This is a genomic window from Bradyrhizobium sp. USDA 4341 (assembly GCF_054063755.1).
In genome coordinates, this window is record NZ_JBSSGO010000002.1 from 6,288,412 (window position 1) to 6,304,767 (window position 16,356).

General features: G+C 64.7%; 14 protein-coding genes. 7 read left to right on the forward strand and 7 right to left on the reverse strand.

Going from position 1 to position 16,356, the window contains the following annotated elements; translation table 11 throughout:
- Positions 1 to 161: 161 nt before the first annotated feature.
- Positions 162 to 1,598 (reverse strand): glutamine synthetase family protein, encoded by a 1,437-nt coding sequence (locus ACVIGB_RS35820; RefSeq protein ID WP_456719127.1) that lies wholly within the window; start codon positions 1,596 to 1,598, stop codon positions 162 to 164.
- A gap of 193 nt (positions 1,599 to 1,791) precedes the next feature.
- Positions 1,792 to 3,150, reverse strand: coding sequence for an aromatic ring-hydroxylating dioxygenase subunit alpha (locus tag ACVIGB_RS35825; protein WP_456719126.1), 1,359 nt, complete (start codon positions 3,148 to 3,150; stop codon positions 1,792 to 1,794).
- 114 nt (positions 3,151 to 3,264) lie between these two features.
- On the opposite strand from ACVIGB_RS35825, the gene ACVIGB_RS35830 reads away from it, so the two are divergent.
- A complete protein-coding gene (locus ACVIGB_RS35830; protein ID WP_456719125.1) occupies positions 3,265 to 4,050 on the forward strand; it encodes an IclR family transcriptional regulator domain-containing protein in 786 nt (261 codons plus the stop codon).
- Positions 4,051 to 4,209: 159 nt separating this feature from the next.
- On the opposite strand, the gene ACVIGB_RS35835 is transcribed toward ACVIGB_RS35830, so the two are convergent.
- Positions 4,210 to 5,160 carry a helix-turn-helix transcriptional regulator gene (locus tag ACVIGB_RS35835; protein WP_456724992.1) on the reverse strand — a complete coding sequence of 317 codons (951 nt, stop codon included), beginning with the start codon at positions 5,158 to 5,160 and terminating at the stop codon, positions 4,210 to 4,212.
- 126 nt (positions 5,161 to 5,286) lie between these two features.
- Between ACVIGB_RS35835 and ACVIGB_RS35840 the strand changes: the two genes are divergently transcribed.
- From ACVIGB_RS35840 to ACVIGB_RS35860, 5 genes are all read left to right on the forward strand, one after another.
- A complete protein-coding gene (locus tag ACVIGB_RS35840; protein WP_456719124.1) occupies positions 5,287 to 6,819 on the forward strand; it encodes a benzoate-CoA ligase family protein in 1,533 nt (510 codons plus the stop codon).
- A 133-nt stretch (positions 6,820 to 6,952) separates the two neighbouring features.
- Positions 6,953 to 7,762, forward strand: a complete 810-nt coding sequence (locus tag ACVIGB_RS35845; RefSeq protein ID WP_456719123.1) for an alpha/beta fold hydrolase — start codon at positions 6,953 to 6,955, stop codon at positions 7,760 to 7,762.
- A 165-nt stretch (positions 7,763 to 7,927) separates the two neighbouring features.
- Positions 7,928 to 9,616 (forward strand): 2,3-epoxybenzoyl-CoA dihydrolase, encoded by a 1,689-nt coding sequence (boxC, locus tag ACVIGB_RS35850; protein WP_456719122.1) that lies wholly within the window; start codon positions 7,928 to 7,930, stop codon positions 9,614 to 9,616.
- A gap of 21 nt (positions 9,617 to 9,637) precedes the next feature.
- Positions 9,638 to 11,074 (forward strand): benzoyl-CoA 2,3-epoxidase subunit BoxB, encoded by a 1,437-nt coding sequence (gene boxB, locus ACVIGB_RS35855; RefSeq protein WP_092126577.1) that lies wholly within the window; start codon positions 9,638 to 9,640, stop codon positions 11,072 to 11,074.
- 232 nt (positions 11,075 to 11,306) lie between these two features.
- The gene (locus tag ACVIGB_RS35860; protein ID WP_456719121.1) at positions 11,307 to 12,146 is read left to right on the forward strand and encodes an alpha/beta fold hydrolase; all 840 of its coding nucleotides are present in this window, start codon (positions 11,307 to 11,309) and stop codon (positions 12,144 to 12,146) included.
- Positions 12,147 to 12,273: 127 nt separating this feature from the next.
- Here the strand turns inward: ACVIGB_RS35860 and ACVIGB_RS35865 are convergent, their stop codons facing one another.
- Both ACVIGB_RS35865 and ACVIGB_RS35870 read right to left on the reverse strand, forming a co-directional pair.
- Positions 12,274 to 12,633, reverse strand: a complete 360-nt coding sequence (locus ACVIGB_RS35865; protein ID WP_456719120.1) for a DoxX family protein — start codon at positions 12,631 to 12,633, stop codon at positions 12,274 to 12,276.
- Between the two features lie 122 nt (positions 12,634 to 12,755).
- Positions 12,756 to 13,628, reverse strand: coding sequence for an NmrA family NAD(P)-binding protein (locus ACVIGB_RS35870; protein ID WP_456719119.1), 873 nt, complete (start codon positions 13,626 to 13,628; stop codon positions 12,756 to 12,758).
- Between the two features lie 116 nt (positions 13,629 to 13,744).
- On the opposite strand from ACVIGB_RS35870, the gene ACVIGB_RS35875 reads away from it, so the two are divergent.
- Entirely contained in the window at positions 13,745 to 14,155 is a 411-nt protein-coding gene (locus tag ACVIGB_RS35875) for a winged helix-turn-helix transcriptional regulator (RefSeq protein WP_456719118.1), read from the forward strand.
- A 169-nt stretch (positions 14,156 to 14,324) separates the two neighbouring features.
- On the opposite strand, the gene ACVIGB_RS35880 is transcribed toward ACVIGB_RS35875, so the two are convergent.
- Both ACVIGB_RS35880 and ACVIGB_RS35885 read right to left on the reverse strand, forming a co-directional pair.
- Entirely contained in the window at positions 14,325 to 15,125 is an 801-nt protein-coding gene (locus ACVIGB_RS35880) for an SDR family NAD(P)-dependent oxidoreductase (RefSeq protein ID WP_456719117.1), read from the reverse strand.
- Between the two features lie 166 nt (positions 15,126 to 15,291).
- Positions 15,292 to 16,350 carry a polysaccharide deacetylase family protein gene (locus ACVIGB_RS35885; protein ID WP_456719116.1) on the reverse strand — a complete coding sequence of 353 codons (1,059 nt, stop codon included), beginning with the start codon at positions 16,348 to 16,350 and terminating at the stop codon, positions 15,292 to 15,294.
- Between the last annotated feature and the right edge of the window lie 6 nt (positions 16,351 to 16,356).

The following is a 16,356-nucleotide window of genomic DNA, read 5'->3' on the forward strand; positions in this document are numbered from 1 at the left end:
GGAGACCCCGCTCTGGCACCATACTCGACGTCGTCCCGGCGAAGGCCGGGACCCATACGCCGCGGCCCTTCATTTGGCTCCGAGGGAAGCCGCTGTGCAAGCTAATGATCAGAGGTGGTTATGGGTCCCGGCCTTCGCCGGGACGACGAGAAAAGCGGGCCTCAAAACATCTCGAAATATTCGCGCTGCTCCCAGTCCGACACCTCGGCCTGGAAACGCTCGATCTCCGCGTTCTTGATGAAGACGTAATAGTCGACGAACTCAGGCCCCAGCGCCTGGCGGAAGAACGGATCGTCTTGAAGCGCGAACACGGCTTCGCGCAGCGATTTCGGCAAGAGCGCGGCCTTGGTCTCGTAGGGCGTGTCGGCGGACGGGCCGGGATCGAGCTTGCGGTCGACGCCGTCGAGGCCGGAGAGGATTTGCGAGGCCATGTAGAGATAGGGATTGGCGGCCGGCTCGCCGATCCGGTTCTCCAGCCGCGTTGCCGGATCATTCGTGCCGCCGAGCACGCGGATCATCACGCCGCGGTTGTCGCGGCCCCATATCGCGCGGTCAGGCGCCAGCGAATAGGAACGGTAGCGCTTGTAGCCGTTGATGGTCGGCGTCGTGAACACGGTCGAGGCCCGTGCGTGCTCGATCAGGCCGGCGAGCCAGGCGCGGCCGAGCGGGCTCAACGGCTCGCCGGTCTCCTTCGCCATGAAGACGTTCTCGCCATTGGCGCGCGACACCAGCGACTGGTGCAGGTGCCAGCCGCTCGCGAACACGTTCGGCAGCTTCGGCCGGCACATGAAGGTCGCGTGATAGCCGTGGCGGCGCGCGATCTGCTTCACCGCAGAACGAAACAGCACCATGATGTCGGCGGGCGCAAGACCCACAGTGGGCGCGAAGGTGAATTCGCACTGGCTCGGGCCGAATTCGACCTCGACCGTGCGCAAGGGCAGGTCGAGCGCGATGATGTCGCGGCGGATGATCTCGAGCGCCGGCTCCATCTGATCGTAGCGCTGCTCGGTGAGATACTGATAGCCGTGCGACAGCAGGCTGACCGACGGCGGCCGGCCGGGCTGGCCGGCGTCCTCCGGCGCCATGTGGGCGTCGTCGAGCTTGAACAGATGGAATTCGACCTCGAGGCCGGCGACGAAATCGTAGCCGCGGCTTGCGAGCTGATCGAGCACCTTGCGATAGAGGTTGCGGGTCGCGAACGGCACCGGCCGTCCGTCGCTGAAATAGAGGTCGCACAGCAGCCAGCCGGTGTTCTCCGCCCAGGGCAGCACGCGGAACGTGGTGGGGTCGGCGACCATCAGCACGTCGGCCGCGCCCTCCATCTCCTTCATGCCGAAGCCGCCGCCTGATGTGAACACCGGAAACACCGTCTTGTGCGAGGTGTCCTTGGCGAGCATCGTCGTGGTGATGGAGCAGCCGCCCTCCAGCGAGCGCATCGCTTCGCTGGCGATCAGCGTCTTGCCGCGGAGGATGCCGTGCTGGTCCGGGAATGACAGGCGGATGACTTCGAGGTTCTTCTCCTCGACGACGCGGCGGAGGCGGTTCGCGGCCTCCTTCTGCTCATCCGACCACAGGCCGTGACGCTCCACGAAGCTCACCGCGTCACTCCTTCACTATTCCCTCGCCCCGCTCTACGCGGGGAGAGGGTCGGGGTGAGGGGCTCTCTCCGCCGATTCGATTTATCGATAGACCTGTACCCCCTCACCCGGATTGCATCTGGCGATGCAATCCGACCTCTCCCCGCAAGCGGGACGAGGTGAAGGATACCGTGCTGCGCCATCGAAACCATCTTCACTCCGCCGCCGTCAGGTGATGCACCTTGCCGGCGATCTCGCGCGGCACGGGAGCGGCCCACGGCGCGCCGCGGCGGCGCTTGACGTCGACCTCCATCCAGTAGAGCTCCCAGCCCTGGGTCGGCCCGATGCCGTCCATCGTGGCCGGGCCCTGGATGCTGCGCGCGGAGGCGTCGTCGAGGAACAGCATCGGCTTCTCGCCGCCGCAGACCTTCTCGATCTCCTGCCGCAGCAGGCGGCGGTACTGCACGATCGCCTTGTCGCTCTGGCCGAGATGCTCGTTGGTGCGATCCTGGATCGCGCCCATCGATTCCACCGCCCATTGGTCGTGGACGTTGATGTCGGTGCCCATGCCGGTATAGGTCTCGGTCGCCTGCTCGTGCGGATCGAAGCCGTAATCGTTGCTGCGGTTCTTGCGCGACTTGTAGTCGGGCAGCGTATAGAGCTCGAGCCGCTGGTCGCGCATCTTCTGCTTGTCGACCGGCGCCGCGTAGCTGGTGAAGATCGCATACCAGTAGCAGTTTTCGTCATCGACCGGCACGTGCCACTGCGTGATCGTCATCTCGGTCGACATCGGGATGACGAAGCCGTGCGGGAATAGCTGATTGGTGACGCGCACATGGGTGCGCTCGCTGTCGAGCTCGCGCAGCGCGATCAGGCGCAGGCCGTATTCGGTGTGCTCGACATTGATGATCGGCCGATCATATTCGCGCAGGATTTTCGTCATCGGCATGTCGCTGCCGGCGGAGGCGCCGCGGAATTGCTTGCCGTAGGCGGCCGAGGTGTCCTCGTCCTCGAAGAAGCGATGCAGAAAGGAGGCGTGCGCCGGGTCGATGCCGACCTCGAGCGCCTGCAGCCAGTTGCAGTTCATGTGGCCCTTGAACGCGAACGTATGGCTGTCGGGCGCGACGAAGCAGTCGAGCTCCGGAAATGCCGGCGGGGTGCCTTCGCCGAGCCAGGCCCACAGGATGCCGCTCTTCTCCACCACCGGATACGAGCGCTGCTTGATGCCTTTGCAGAGCTGCGATCCAACCGGCTCGGCCGGCGTCTCGATGCATTGGCCACTGGTGTCGAACAGCCAGCCGTGGAAGGCGCAGCGCAGCCCGCCATGCTCTAGCCGGCCGAAGGCGAGGTCGGCGCCGCGATGCGCGCAGTGGCGATCGATCAGCCCGTAGCTTCCGTCCTCGCCGCGGAACAGCACCAGGTTTTCGCCGAGCAGCCGCACCGCCCGAACCGGGCGCGGCCCTTCCAGCTCGTCGACCAGCGCCGCCGGCTGCCAGTACATCCGCATCAGCTTTCCGCAGGGGTCCTTAGCCCTCGTGCGGGTGATCAGATCGTTCGCTTCCTGGCTCATCATGGCGGCGTCTCCCGAATTTGGATTTGTTCGTCTATTGAACTAATGTGCGAATTATGCCATGTCTGTTTTGGACAGCAAGCGCAATTTTTGAACCGTTCAAATCCGCGAGCCCCCATGCCCAAGCTGAAGCGGACCGATCAGGACGAGCGCGCCACCGACTTCGTCGAGGCGCTCGATCGTGGCCTGCGTCTGTTGCAGGTGTTCGGCACCGTCTCGGGTCCTGCGACCTTGAGCGATCTGGCGCGTGCCGCCGATTTGCCGCGCGCCACCGCGCGCCGCATCCTGTTCACGCTCGCGCATGGCGGCTTCGTTTCGACCGACGGCAAGCTGTTCACATTGACGCCGCATGTGCTGACGCTGGCGGGCTCGTTCCTGCAATCCAACCAGGTGGTGACGGTGCTGCAGCCGGTGCTCGATCGCATCGCCACCGCAGCGCAGGAGATCGCCTCGCTCGCGCTGCTCGACGGCGACGACGTCGTGTTCGTCGCGCGTTCGAGCCCGACGCGGGTGTTCTCCGCCGGTCTCGATATCGGCTATCGGCTGCCGGCGTTCTGCACGTCAGTGGGCCGCGCCATGCTCGGCCGGCTCGGCGATGCCGAGCTTGCGGCACGCCTCAAGGCGATGCGCCGCGATCCCGTGACGCCGCAGACCACGACCGATCCGAAAAAGCTGCTCGCCACCATCATCGCCGATCGTGCGCAGGGCTACTCACTGGTCGATCGCGAAGCCGAGCCGCATTTCCGTTCGATCTCGGTGCCGGTGCGCCGCTACGACGGCACGATCGTTGCCGCCATCAACATGGGCGCGCATGTCGATCGTGTTCCGGCCAAGGAATTGATCGACCGTTTCCTGCCGCTGCTGCGCGACGGCGCGGATGATGTGAAGAGCCGGTTGCTTTAAGGTAGTCCAACTTCGCTGACGATTTTCGTCACTACGAGGAGCTCGCGACAAAATTGCGAAGCAATTTTGCGCTGAAGCGACGAAGCAATCCATGCTCCGACCATACGCGGAAGGATGGATTGCTTCGCTTCGCTCGCAATGACGGGGTAAGGCCGAAAGCTACAGCGCCGCGCTGCGTAGCCCGAACGAGCGCGCTTCGTTCTGCAGCACCGGCCGCACGGAATCGATCAGCCGCGCCGCGGCGGCATCGACCGAGAGGCCTGCGGTGTCGACCACCGCCGATGCGCGGGCGTAAAGCGGTTCGCGGCTGACCAAAATGTTGCGCAATTCGGCCATCGCCGAGCGATCGTCGGCCATCGGCCGCAGATCACCCTGGCGGCGGACGCGGGCCATGTGCTCTTCTGGCTCGGCCTTCAGCCAGATCGTGTAGAACGACGACAGGATCAGGTCGAAGGTCAGCGCCTCGGAGACGATGCCGCCGCCGGTCGCCAGCACCATCAATTCCTTGCGCGCGAGCAGCTGCGTCAGCGCGGCCTGCTCCATGCGGCGAAAGCCTTCCTGGCCGTACAGCGCGATGATCTCGGCAACCGACAGGCCGTTCTGCGCCTCGATCTCCTTGTTGAGCTCGACGAAGCTCCAGCCGATCTTCTTCGCCAGCATCCGCCCGAGCGTGGTCTTGCCGGCGCCGCGCAGGCCGATCAGCGCGATGCCGGAGAACGAGGCGCCGCGCGGCGCCAGCGGGCTGCTGCCGGCGAGCATGTCCTTGGCCTGCGCGATCTGGTTCGGCGAAGCCTTGCGCAGCAGATCGCGGATCACGGCCCAGTCCGGAACCGGCTCGCTCGAGGGGATCAGGTCCTCGAGATGGGCGCCCATCGCGCCTGCGACACGGCGCAGCAGCACGATCGAGACATTGCCTTTGCCGCTTTCGAGCTGGGCGATGTAGCGTTCGGAAATGCCGGAGACCTTGGCGAGCACCTTGCGCGACATGCCGCGGAGCGCGCGCATGGTGCGCACCCGCTGGCCGAGCTGTTCGAGGAAGTCGGTTTCCGGATCGTTGGCTTCGGTCATGATCCCCGTGCGACGCGCGGTCCTGACTGAATCAGGTCCAATGGTCTAGGAAACATAATGCCGACGAGGATTGACAGCAAGCCAATGTGGTGGCTTTGTATGAATTATAATTCTTAAATCTTGACGGGAGAGGGCAGGCGCAGTGCGCCTGTGCCTGAGGAGCGGGCCATGACCTACAACGCAGTCTCCTGGCTGCTCGACCGCAATGTCGATGAGGGCCGCGGCGACAAGGTCGTGTTCGACGATACGGTGTCGCAAATCACCTATGGCGAGTTGCAGCAGCAGAGCCGCCGCCTCGGCAACATGCTGCGCCGGCTCGGCGTCCGCCGCGAGGAGCGGGTCGCCATGATCATGCTGGATACGGTCGATTTCCCGATCGTGTTCCTCGGCGCGATCCGCGCCGGCGTGGTGCCGGTGCCGCTCAACACGCTGCTGACCGCGGAGCAATACGCCTACATCCTCGGCGATTGCCGCGCGCGCGTGCTGTTCGTCTCCGAGGCGCTGCTGCCGGTCGTGAAGGACATCATCGCGCGCATGCCCGACCTCGAGCATGTCGTGGTCTCCGGCAAGGACGCGCACGGCCACAAGAAACTGTCGGACGAGATCGCGCGCGAGAGCGACGTGTTCGCGACCGCGCCGACGCATGCCGACGAGCCGGCGTTCTGGCTCTATTCGTCCGGCTCGACCGGCATGCCGAAGGGCGTGCGGCATCTGCATTCCAATCTTGCGGCGACGGCGGAGACCTATGCGAAACAGGTGCTTGGCATCCGCGAGGATGATGTCGGGCTGTCGGCGGCAAAGCTGTTCTTCGCCTATGGGCTCGGCAATGCGCTGACCTTCCCGATGTCGGTCGGCGCCACCACGGTGCTCAACTCGGAGCGTCCGACGCCGGCGGTGATGTTCGCACTGCTGAACAACTATCATCCCAGCATCTTCTTCGGCGTGCCGACCCTGTTCGCGGCGATGCTGAACGACGAGGCGACCAAGGCGCAAGCCGCGGGCAATCGCCTGCGGGTCTGCACCTCGGCCGGCGAGGCATTGCCGGAATCGGTCGGCAATGCGTGGCGCGCGCGGTTCGGCGTCGACATCCTCGACGGCGTCGGCTCGACCGAGCTCTTGCACATCTTCCTGTCGAACGCGCCCGGCGACATCAAATACGGCTCCTCGGGGCGTCCGGTGCCCGGCTACAAGGTGCGGCTGGTCAACGAGCTGGGGGCCGATGTCGCTGACGGCGAGGTCGGCGAGCTCCTGGTCGATGCGCCCTCGGCCGGCGAGAGCTACTGGAATCAGCGCGCCAAGAGCCGCGCCACCTTCGAAGGCGCGTGGACCCGCACCGGCGACAAATATACGCGCGATGCCGACGGCCGTTACACCTTCTGCGGCCGCGCCGACGACATGTTCAAGGTTTCCGGCATCTGGGTCTCGCCGTTCGAGGTCGAGAGCGCGCTGATCACCCATCCCGCGGTGCTGGAGGCGGCGGTCGTGCCGGAGGCCGATCCGGAAGGGCTGCTGAAGCCGAAGGCCTATGTGGTGCTGCGGCCCGAGAGTTCGGCCGAAGGCCTGCACGAGGCACTGAAGGAACACGTCAAGCAGAAGATCGGGTCGTGGAAATATCCGCGCTGGATCGATGTGGTCGACAATCTGCCGAAGACGGCGACCGGGAAAATACAGCGATTCAAGTTGCGGGAACACGAGCACTAACTCCCCACGTCGTCCCGGCGAAAGCCGGGACCCATAACCACAGGCTTTAGTTGTTGCGCAAAAGCCGTCGGACACCATTTCTCAAAACAGCGGCCGCGGCGTATGGGTCCCGGCTTTCGCCGGGACGACGATCATGACGAACTTGAACCCCACAGGCTTCCTCACCATCGACGGCGCCGATCTCGAATACCGGATGATCGGCCCGTCACCCGAGACGGCGCCGACCCTCGTGATGCTGCATGAAGGTCTCGGCTGCGTCGGGCTGTGGGGCGATTTCCCCGACAAGTTGCAGGCGGCGACCGGCGCCGGCGTGTTCGCCTATTCGCGTGCGGGCTATGGCGCGTCGTCGCCGGCGAAGCTGCCGCGCCCGGTCGACTACATGCATCGCGAGGCGCTCGACGTGCTGCCGAAGCTGCTCGACCGGATCGGCTTCCGCCGCGGCCTGCTGGTCGGCCACTCCGACGGCGCTTCGATCGCGGCGATCTATGCCGGCGCGCATCAGGATCATCGTCTGCAGGGTCTTGCGCTGATCGCGCCGCACTTCGTCGTCGAGGACATCTCGGTGAAGTCGATCGCCGAGATCAAGACGGCGTATGAGACCACCAATCTGAAGGAGAAGCTCGCGCGCTGGCACAAGGACGTCGACAACACCTTCCGTGGCTGGAACGACGCCTGGCTCGACCCGGCTTTCCGCGACTGGGATATCTCCGAGTATCTCGCCTATATCCGCGTGCCCTTGCTGATCGTGCAGGGTGCCGATGATCAATATGGCACGATGCGCCAGGTCGAGATCGCCCAGGACGAGTGTTACTGCCCGGTCGATGTCGCCGCGATCGCAGGCGCCGGCCACTCGCCGCATCGCGAGGCGCCCTCTGTCACGCTCGAAGCGGTCACCGAATTCGCCAGGGCAGCGCTGCGCGACGACCCGGCACTGGTGGCCTGACTTTTGGTGCCGGTGCCAGGCCATTGGCTGAGCGGGCGAATTTCCCGAACATGAAACAAAATGCATGTTTTTGAGTTTTGAACTAGACGAGACCAAAAACATGCATTATTGTGCATGAAGACTTCGACGACGAACCTTCAAACGAACAACAGATAAGGGTGGCCCATGGCTGGTGACGATCGCGTCCTTGCAGGCGGGGCGAAGTACATCGACTTCCAGACCAACCCGTCGCGCTACCGGCACTGGAAGCTCGACGTGGCGGGCGACGTCGCGACTCTGATTATGGACGTCGACGAGAACGCCGGCCTGTTCGAGGGCTATCAGCTCAAGCTGAACTCCTACGACCTCGGCGTCGACATCGAGCTCGCCGACGCCGTGCAGCGGCTGCGCTTCGAGCATCCCGAGGTGAAGGTCGTGGTGATACGCTCGGGCAAGAACCGGGTGTTCTGCGCCGGCGCCAATATCCGGATGCTGGCGGGCTCGACCCACGCCCACAAGGTCAACTTCTGCAAGTTCACCAACGAGACTCGCAACGGCCTGGAGGATTCCAGCGAGAATTCCGGCCAGAGCTTCATCACCGTCGTCAACGGCACCGCGGCCGGCGGCGGCTACGAGCTGGCGCTCGCGACCGACCACATCATGATGGCTGATGACGGCGCCGCCGCCGTCGCGCTGCCGGAAGTGCCGCTGCTCGCGGTGCTGCCGGGCACCGGCGGCCTGACCCGCGTCGTCGACAAGCGCAAGGTGCGCCGCGACCACGCAGACTTCTTCTGCACCATCGAGGAAGGCATCAAGGGCAAGCGCGCGTTGCAGTGGCGGCTGGTCGACGAGATCGCGCCGAACTCCAAGCTCGAGGGCAAGCTTGCCGAGCGCGTCAAGGAATTCGCCGCCAGGTCGAAGCGCAACGGCGCAGGCAAAGGCATCGCACTGGCGCCGCTGACGCGGACCATCGACGACAGCGCGATCCGCTACGGCTTCGTCAGCGTCGACATCGATCGCGCCGCGCGCATCGCCACCATCTCGATCAAGGCGCCGGAAACTGCGGCGCCCGCCGACATCGACGGCATGATCGCGCAGGGCGCTTCGTTCTGGCCGCTGCAGGTCGCCCGCGAGCTCGACGATGCGATCCTGCATCTGCGGATCAACGAACTCGAGACCGCGATGCTGGTGTTCAAGAGCCACGGCGACCGCGCCAATGTCGTGTCCTATGACGCGTTCCTGGAGGCCAACAAGGCGCACTGGCTGGTCAACGAGGTCAGGCATTACTGGAAGCGCGTGCTCAAGCGCATCGACGTCACCTCGCGCACGCTGGTGACGCTGGTCGAGCCCGGCTCCTGCTTCGTCGGCACCCTGGCCGAGCTCGTGTTCGCCGCCGACCGCTCCTACATGCTGATCGGCCAGAAGCAGGGCGACAACCGGCCGCCGCCGGCGATCGAGCTGACGGCGATGAATTTCGGGCCCTATCCGATGAGCCATGGCCTGACCCGGCTGCAATCGCGCTTCCAGGCCGATCCAATGGATCTGGAGCGGGCACAAGGCTCGATCGGCAAGGCGCTCGACGCGGAGGAGGCCGAGGAACTGGGTCTCGTCACCTTCGCGCTCGACGACATCGACTGGGACGACGAGGTCCGCGTGTTCTTCGAGGAGCGCACCTCGTTCTCGCCCGACGGTCTCACCGGCATGGAAGCCAATCTGCGCTTCGTCGGTCCCGAGACCATGGAATCGAAGATCTTCTCGCGCCTCACGGCGTGGCAGAACTGGATCTTCCAGCGGCCGAATGCGGTCGGCGAAGAGGGCGCACTGCGCCGCTACGGCACCGGCCAGAAGGCGCAATTCGACATGACGCGAGTTTAAGGGAGCACGGCCATGAACATCATGAACGTCGATTACTCGACCAAGATTCCGAACAATGTGAATCTCGCCGAAGACCGCCAGGTGCTGAAGGCGCTGGAGGGCTGGCACCCCGGCTACATGGACTGGTGGAGCGACATGGGTCCGGAAGGATTCCAGGAATCGCTGGTCTATCTGCGCACCGCCTACTCGGTCGATCCGCGCGGCTGGGCCAAGTTCGACTACGTACGGATGCCCGAATATCGCTGGGGCATTCTCCTTGCTCCACAGGAGGAGAATCGCGTCATTCCGTTCGGAGAGGACTACGGCAAGCCGGCCTGGCAGGAGGTCCCCGGCGAGCATCGCGCGATGCTGCGCCGCCTAATCGTGATCCAGGGCGACACCGAGCCGGCCTCGGTCGAGCAGCAGCGCCATCTCGGCAAGACCGCGCCCTCGCTCTACGACATGCGCAATCTGTTCCAGGTCAATGTCGAGGAAGGCCGCCATCTCTGGGCGATGGTCTACCTCTTGCAGAAGTATTTCGGCCGCGACGGCCGCGAGGAAGCCGACGATTTGTTGCGCCGCCGCTCGGGCGATGCGGATAGCCCACGCATGTTAGGGGCCTTCAACGAGGCGACGCCGGACTGGCTGTCGTTCTTCATGTTCACCTACTTCACCGACCGCGACGGCAAGATGCAGCTGCACTCGCTGGCGCAGTCGGGCTTCGATCCGCTGTCGCGCACCTGCCGCTTCATGCTGACCGAGGAAGCCCATCACATGTTCGTCGGCGAGACCGGCATCACCCGCGTCGTGCAGCGCACCTGCGATGCGATGACGGAAGCCGGCATCACCGATCCGAACGACATCGCCAGGATCCGCGCGCTCGGCGTCATCGATCTTCCGACCATCCAGAAGAAGCTGAACCTGCATTATTCGCTGTCGCTCGATTTGTTCGGCTCCGAAGTGTCGACCAATGCGGCCAATGCCTTCAACGCCGGCATCAAGGGCCGCTACAAGGAGACCACGATCGAGGACGATCACCAGCTCAAGAGCTCGACCTATCCGGTCATGAAGATGGTGGACGGCCAGATCAAGATGGTCGACGAGCCGGCGCTGACCGCGCTCAACATGCGGCTGCGCGACGACTACACGCAGGATTGCGTCAAGGGCATGCTGCGCTGGAACAAGGTGATCTCCACCGCCGGCATCGACTTTAAGCTCGCGGTGCCTAACACCGCCTTCCACCGCCAGATCGGCGAGTTCAAGGACATCCATGCGACGCCCGATGGCCTCCTGATCGACGATGCCACCTGGGCGAAGCGCAAGAACGACTGGCTGCCGTCGACCGCGGACGGCGACTTCATCGCCTCGCTGATGAAGCCGGTCACCGAGCCGGGCGAGTTCGCCTCCTGGATCTCGCCGCCCAAGGTCGGCATCGACAACAAGCCCGGCGACTTCGAGTATGTGAGGATCGAGAGCTGAGTTTCAGCTAGCAGTTCCTCTCCTCCCGGAGTGGCCGAAAAGGGGTAAGCCGAGAAGGTCCTGGCTTGCCCCTTTTCTCCTGAGACGTGCGTTCGCTCGCGCGCGATAAAACGCTGGGGCTTCCCGGCTTGACAAGCGCGATGCCTTCGCCCGGAGATCACAAGCTTCAACACATGAACCGCAATGACGGCTTGAGCCGGTTGTCGCGGATCGGGATTACGGCGGGGCCATCATGAGCGAAGAGATTTTCCCGGGGCCGACCCTGCGTCCGCTCAAGCTCCAGCTCGGGGAGCAGACGATCGCGGGCTTCGAGAGCGCGGGTACCGGCCGCGACATCCTGCTCGTCCACGGCAATTCGTCGTCGTCGCAGATTTGGCAGAAGCAACTCCAGGGGCCGCTTGGCGCCAAATACCGGCTGGTCGCGATCGATCTTCCCGGCCATGGCGGCTCGTCGCCAGCGCCCGATCCGGAGCATGGCTATTCGGGTGCAGGCTATGCCGGCTGCATCGCCGCGGCCGCAAAAGAACTCGGGCTGAAGGACGCGGTGGTGGTGGGCTGGAGCCTCGGCGGACACGCCGTGCTCAACGCAGCCCGGTCTTTGCCGATGGCGGCCGGGCTGATGATTTTCGGGACGCCGCCGATCGCCAAGACGCCGGACGGGTTCTCCGGGTTCAAGGGGCTGTCGGCCACCACGTTCACGCCGGCACCCAGCGATGTCGAGATCGCGGCCTGGCTGAAAACGGTCTTCGCGCCGGACTATGCGCCGTTGCCTGCGTTCGTCGACACCGATTTCCGCCGCACCGACGGCAATGCGCGCGGCTATCTCGGTGCCAGCGTGCAGGCCGGCCGCTTTGCGGACGAAGTCGAGATCGTGCGCGGCCTCGGGATTCCGCTGGCCATCGTGCATGGCAGCGAGGAGCAGATGGTCGATCTCGGCTATCTGCAACGGCTGCCCGCGCCGACATTATGGCGCGGCCAGGTTCAGGTGATCGACGGTGCCGGCCACGCCACGCAGTGGGAAAGAGCCGAAGCCTTCGACCGACTTGTCGATGCGTTTGCGTCGAGCCTTTGAACGACGAACAGGGGGCGGCCACTCGCCGTTCGCCAGTCCGGACGTGCACGGAGCCGCGCAACGATGTTGAGATTTTCACCCGTGAACGCGAGCACGCGGAGATTCCCTCGGCCTCCAGTGGCGACAGTCATGCCGAGCTGGGGATCCGCTTCGGCCAGGCAATCCAGCCGACGACTATCGATAGTGTTGCCACGACAAGCGGCGCCAGGCCGTGCCCGTATTCGCCGTGGAATGTGACGGTCGCGAGCGCTGCCAACATCACGGTGCAGCCGAGCGCCGAGCCCCACAGCCGCGTCCGTGCCCGCGCCAGCAGAACGGCGGTCGTGAGTTCCAGCGATCCGGTTACGAAATGGAACCAATACGGGTATCCCCACCGCAGATATTCTTCGTAGATAGACCCAGGGGCGAAGATGTTGCTGAGCGATCCCACGACGAAGAAGGCTGCAAGCGCCAAGGCCGAGACTCGGCGCCAGGAAATCGTTGACATTTGTCCATCCTTTTCTGATGAGGGCGTCGCGGAGAGACGGCCGGCCGCGACGCATTCGCTCCGAAGAAGATGCGAATTTCCGGAACAGGTCCGAAGTCGCATCTCATCGCTGATCCGCGGACCTACGCCGTGGCCGCCTTCTGGGCCGCCGCGAAGACATCGCGGGGAAGCGTTGTGCCGGCGACGCGCTCCGTGCCCGGTACGCCAAGGTCCATCCAGCCAGCGTTGACGGCGTCGAACATCGCTTCAGCCGGTCCGGTTTGGCCCTTCGGGATGCCGAGTTGCTCGAATGCTGCCGGCCACTCGGCACGCGGGACAGCGAAGGCCGTGACTTCGCGCTGCATGACATCGCCCAGTTGCGTGGCGACTTCATCCGCGCTGACCATCGAACCAAGTTCGATGACGCGCTGCCCCGACCACGCCGGCCCGGTCAGCAGCGTCGCCACCTCGGCGCCGATGTCGTTCGTCGCGACCATGGTCGATTTCCGGTTGGTCGGGTTGTAGTACACGGGGAGCGTGCCGCCCTGGGCGACGTGCAGGCCGTAAAGGAAGTTTTCGAAGAACCCGCCGGCGCGCACGAAGGCGGTCGGCGATGTCAGTTTGCGAAAGCCCTGCTCCAGCAACGACAGGGCTGTGATCATCCCTAGCTCGCCGGTCCTGTTCGCCCCCATCGACGAGAGCCCGACGACCCGCGGAGGCGCGGCCTTGGTCAGCGCCTCGACATAGTTCGCGATGACGCTCTTGGCTTCCTTGAAGTCCGGCGAGGGGGCCCAGACGGCTGGCAACATGACAAACGCGCCGTCGACGCCCTTGAGCGCCCGTTCGATCGCGGCCGTGTCGTTCCAGTCGCCGTCCACCAGTTCCACTCCCTGGTCCGTCCAGCTTGCCGCCTTCGCGCGGTCGCGAACCAGCGCCCGTACTTTCTTGCCTTGCGCCAACAGATGCCCGGCCGTTGCGCCGCCGACTTTTCCTGTAATTCCAGTGACTAGAAACATGCGTATTCTCCGGGTACCAGGTGGCCTATATTCTAGGGTAGGTCTCACATAGAGACCTTCGGCCTGCCCCGTAAGGAGGCAGTTTTTTGTAACCAGGAGAGAAAAAGGGGACCGGCATGAGCGAGGCATTGAGCGCGATCGAGCGATTCAGCCGATATCAATCGGACGACGCCCGGTCAGTAAAACCCGTCCATTGCCCGGTGCGCGATGTGCTCGACTGTATCGGCGACAAATGGAGCATACTCATGATCATGACCCTCGCGACGCGACCGCAGCGCTTCAGCGAGCTTCATCGCGCCATCCGCGACATCTCCAAACGCATGCTCACCCAGACGCTGCGCGACTTGGAGCGCGACGGACTTATCACCCGCCATGTCTTTCCGACCAAGCCGCCGAGCGTTGAATATTGCCTTTCCCCGCTGGGCCAATCCCTGCTGGAGCCGATGGCGAGCCTCATCGATTGGGCCGACCGTCGCTATTCCGATATCCATGCCGCGCGCGTCCGCTTTGACGGAGCCCCCCTGTGATGTCCCGCGTGAGTGATGTGAAACAGAAGTTCACATCGTCGCGTGTGTGAGGTCTGGCGGCGTGCTTCAGATGGAGCTAGCCAGAGGCGTCGGAAAGGGCGCCCCGCTGCGGGCGAGGCGCCCTTTGTATTACCAGTGATGCTCTGATGGGCGTAAGAGGCGCGGTCGCTTACCCCGCGATCTCCAGCCCTGCCGTCGCGTAGACCACGCCGCCGTCGACCGCGATGGTGTTGCCCACGACATAGTCGCCGGCGCGCGAGGCGAGATAGATTGCGGTGCCCGCCATATCCTCGTCGCTGCCCACCCGCCGCGACGGAACGCGCTTGGCGACCTCGTCGGCGTGGTCGCGCGCGGCGCGGTTCATGTCCGACTTGAAGGCGCCGGGCGCGATCGCGGTGACGTTGATGTTGTCCTTGATCAGGCGCGTCGCCATCCGGCGCGTCAGGTGGATCACCGCGGCCTTGCTCGCGGCATAGGAATAGGTCTCCATCGGGTTGACGAAGATGCCGTCGATCGAGGCGATGTTGATCACCTTGCCCGGTTTGTCATGCGTCGCCGCCGCGCGCAGCGGCCTGGCCAGCGCCTTGGTCAGGAAGAAGATCGACTTGACGTTGAGGTTCATCACCTTGTCCCAGCCGCTCTCCGGGAATTCGTCGAAGTCCGCGCCCCATGCCGCGCCGGCATTGTTGACCAGGATGTCGAGCTTCGGCTCGCGCTTGATGATTTCACCGGCGAGCTTCTCGCAGCCCTCGACCGTCGAGATGTCGATCGGCAGCGCGATGCATTCGCCGTCATAGGCGGCGGTGAGCTCCTGGGCGGTGGCCTCGCAGGGACCTGCCTTGCGCGCGGTGATGTAGACCTTCGCGGCACCTTGCGCGAGGAAACCGGCCGCGATCATCTTGCCGATGCCGCGCGATCCCCCGGTCACCAGTGCGACGCGGCCCTTCAGTGAGAACAGATCCTTGAACATGCGCTCCCTCCATTGCGTTGCCAGTGGTTCTGGGCGCGGCCGGGGATCGAGTCAAGAAGAGGGAAGGGATCGGTAGCCCGGATGGAGCGAAGCGAAATCCGGGAAAGTGCTATCCGTGGATGCGACTGCCCCGGATTGCGCTTCCATCCGGGCTAGGAGGAGTGGACTACGCCGCGTCGATGCGGCGAAAGCCGTTCCATACCGCGGTGGCGGCGCCTGATGTCAGCACCGGCAAGAGCCGCGCGTCCTGGTAGTTGCCGTTCAGCGAGACCCGCTGCAACGCGGTCAGATGGTCGGCGCTTTCGGCAAACAGCATGCCCGGCCGCGTCGTCACCGCGGTCCGAAAGCCGATCGATCTGGCGAGCGCGAACTCGCGCGGCCCGGCGGCGATCCGGTCGCCATAGGGATAGGCGAGATGCGCGACCTGCCGCTGCAGCGCTTCCTCGATTTGCGCCCGGCTGGTGGCGAGCTCGAACGATGCGACGGTCTCACTCTGCTTGGCGAGATTGCAATGGGTGATGGTGTGGGCGCCGATCGTGACCAACGGATCGTCGGCAAAGCCGCGCAGCTCGTCCCAGGACATGCAGAGCTCGCGCGCGATGCCGGTCTCGTCGACGCCGTGACGGATGCACAGCGCCGATATCTCGGCCTGCATCTCCCGCTCGCCCGGCAGTGAACGCAGCCAGTCGTGCATGCGGCCGAACGCTGTGCGCTTGGCCTGCGGCGTCGCGGTGTCGATCCGCGTCATCACGCCGGCGATCGGCACCTCGATCGCCGACGCCGCCGCGATGATCCGCTCCAGCGCGATCCACCACAATTTGCCGCAGCCCTCGGCGAAATCGCTCGCGACAAAGACCGTGAACGGCGCGCCGAACTCGCGCATCACGGGCAGCGCGAAATCGCGGTTGTCGCGGTAGCCGTCGTCGCAGGTGAAGCAGGCGAAGCGCCGCGCGAAATTCCGTTCGGTGAGGCGGCGATGCGCCTCGTCCATGCTGACGACATCGACGTCGAGCAGGCGCAGATGCGTCAGCATCGCGCGCAGGAAGTCCGGCGTGACCTCGAGATGATGGTTCGGCTGGAACGCGTCGGCGCGCCGCGGGCGGACGTGGTGCAGCATGAAGATGGCGCCGACGCCGGCAAAGATCGGCCGCAGCAGGATATGCGCACCCGAGAAATACAACGCCTCCATCCCGGCACGGATCACGGTGTTACGGAGTTGTTTCATGAGGGG

What these genes read in the sequence shown, in the direction of transcription:
- ACVIGB_RS35825 (WP_456719126.1), bottom strand. Translation starts at nt 3,150, where the DNA reads ATGATGAGCCAGGAAGCGAACGATCTGATCACCCGCACGAGGGCTAAG.
- ACVIGB_RS35830 (WP_456719125.1), top strand. Translation starts at nt 3,265, where the DNA reads ATGCCCAAGCTGAAGCGGACCGATCAGGACGAGCGCGCCACCGACTTC.
- ACVIGB_RS35840 (WP_456719124.1), top strand. Translation starts at nt 5,287, where the DNA reads ATGACCTACAACGCAGTCTCCTGGCTGCTCGACCGCAATGTCGATGAG.
- ACVIGB_RS35845 (WP_456719123.1), top strand. Translation starts at nt 6,953, where the DNA reads ATGACGAACTTGAACCCCACAGGCTTCCTCACCATCGACGGCGCCGAT.
- boxC (WP_456719122.1), top strand. Translation starts at nt 7,928, where the DNA reads ATGGCTGGTGACGATCGCGTCCTTGCAGGCGGGGCGAAGTACATCGAC.
- boxB (WP_092126577.1), top strand. Translation starts at nt 9,638, where the DNA reads ATGAACGTCGATTACTCGACCAAGATTCCGAACAATGTGAATCTCGCC.
- ACVIGB_RS35860 (WP_456719121.1), top strand. Translation starts at nt 11,307, where the DNA reads ATGAGCGAAGAGATTTTCCCGGGGCCGACCCTGCGTCCGCTCAAGCTC.
- ACVIGB_RS35865 (WP_456719120.1), bottom strand. Translation starts at nt 12,633, where the DNA reads ATGTCAACGATTTCCTGGCGCCGAGTCTCGGCCTTGGCGCTTGCAGCC.
- ACVIGB_RS35870 (WP_456719119.1), bottom strand. Translation starts at nt 13,628, where the DNA reads ATGTTTCTAGTCACTGGAATTACAGGAAAAGTCGGCGGCGCAACGGCC.
- ACVIGB_RS35875 (WP_456719118.1), top strand. Translation starts at nt 13,745, where the DNA reads ATGAGCGAGGCATTGAGCGCGATCGAGCGATTCAGCCGATATCAATCG.
- ACVIGB_RS35880 (WP_456719117.1), bottom strand. Translation starts at nt 15,125, where the DNA reads ATGTTCAAGGATCTGTTCTCACTGAAGGGCCGCGTCGCACTGGTGACC.
- ACVIGB_RS35885 (WP_456719116.1), bottom strand. Translation starts at nt 16,350, where the DNA reads ATGAAACAACTCCGTAACACCGTGATCCGTGCCGGGATGGAGGCGTTG.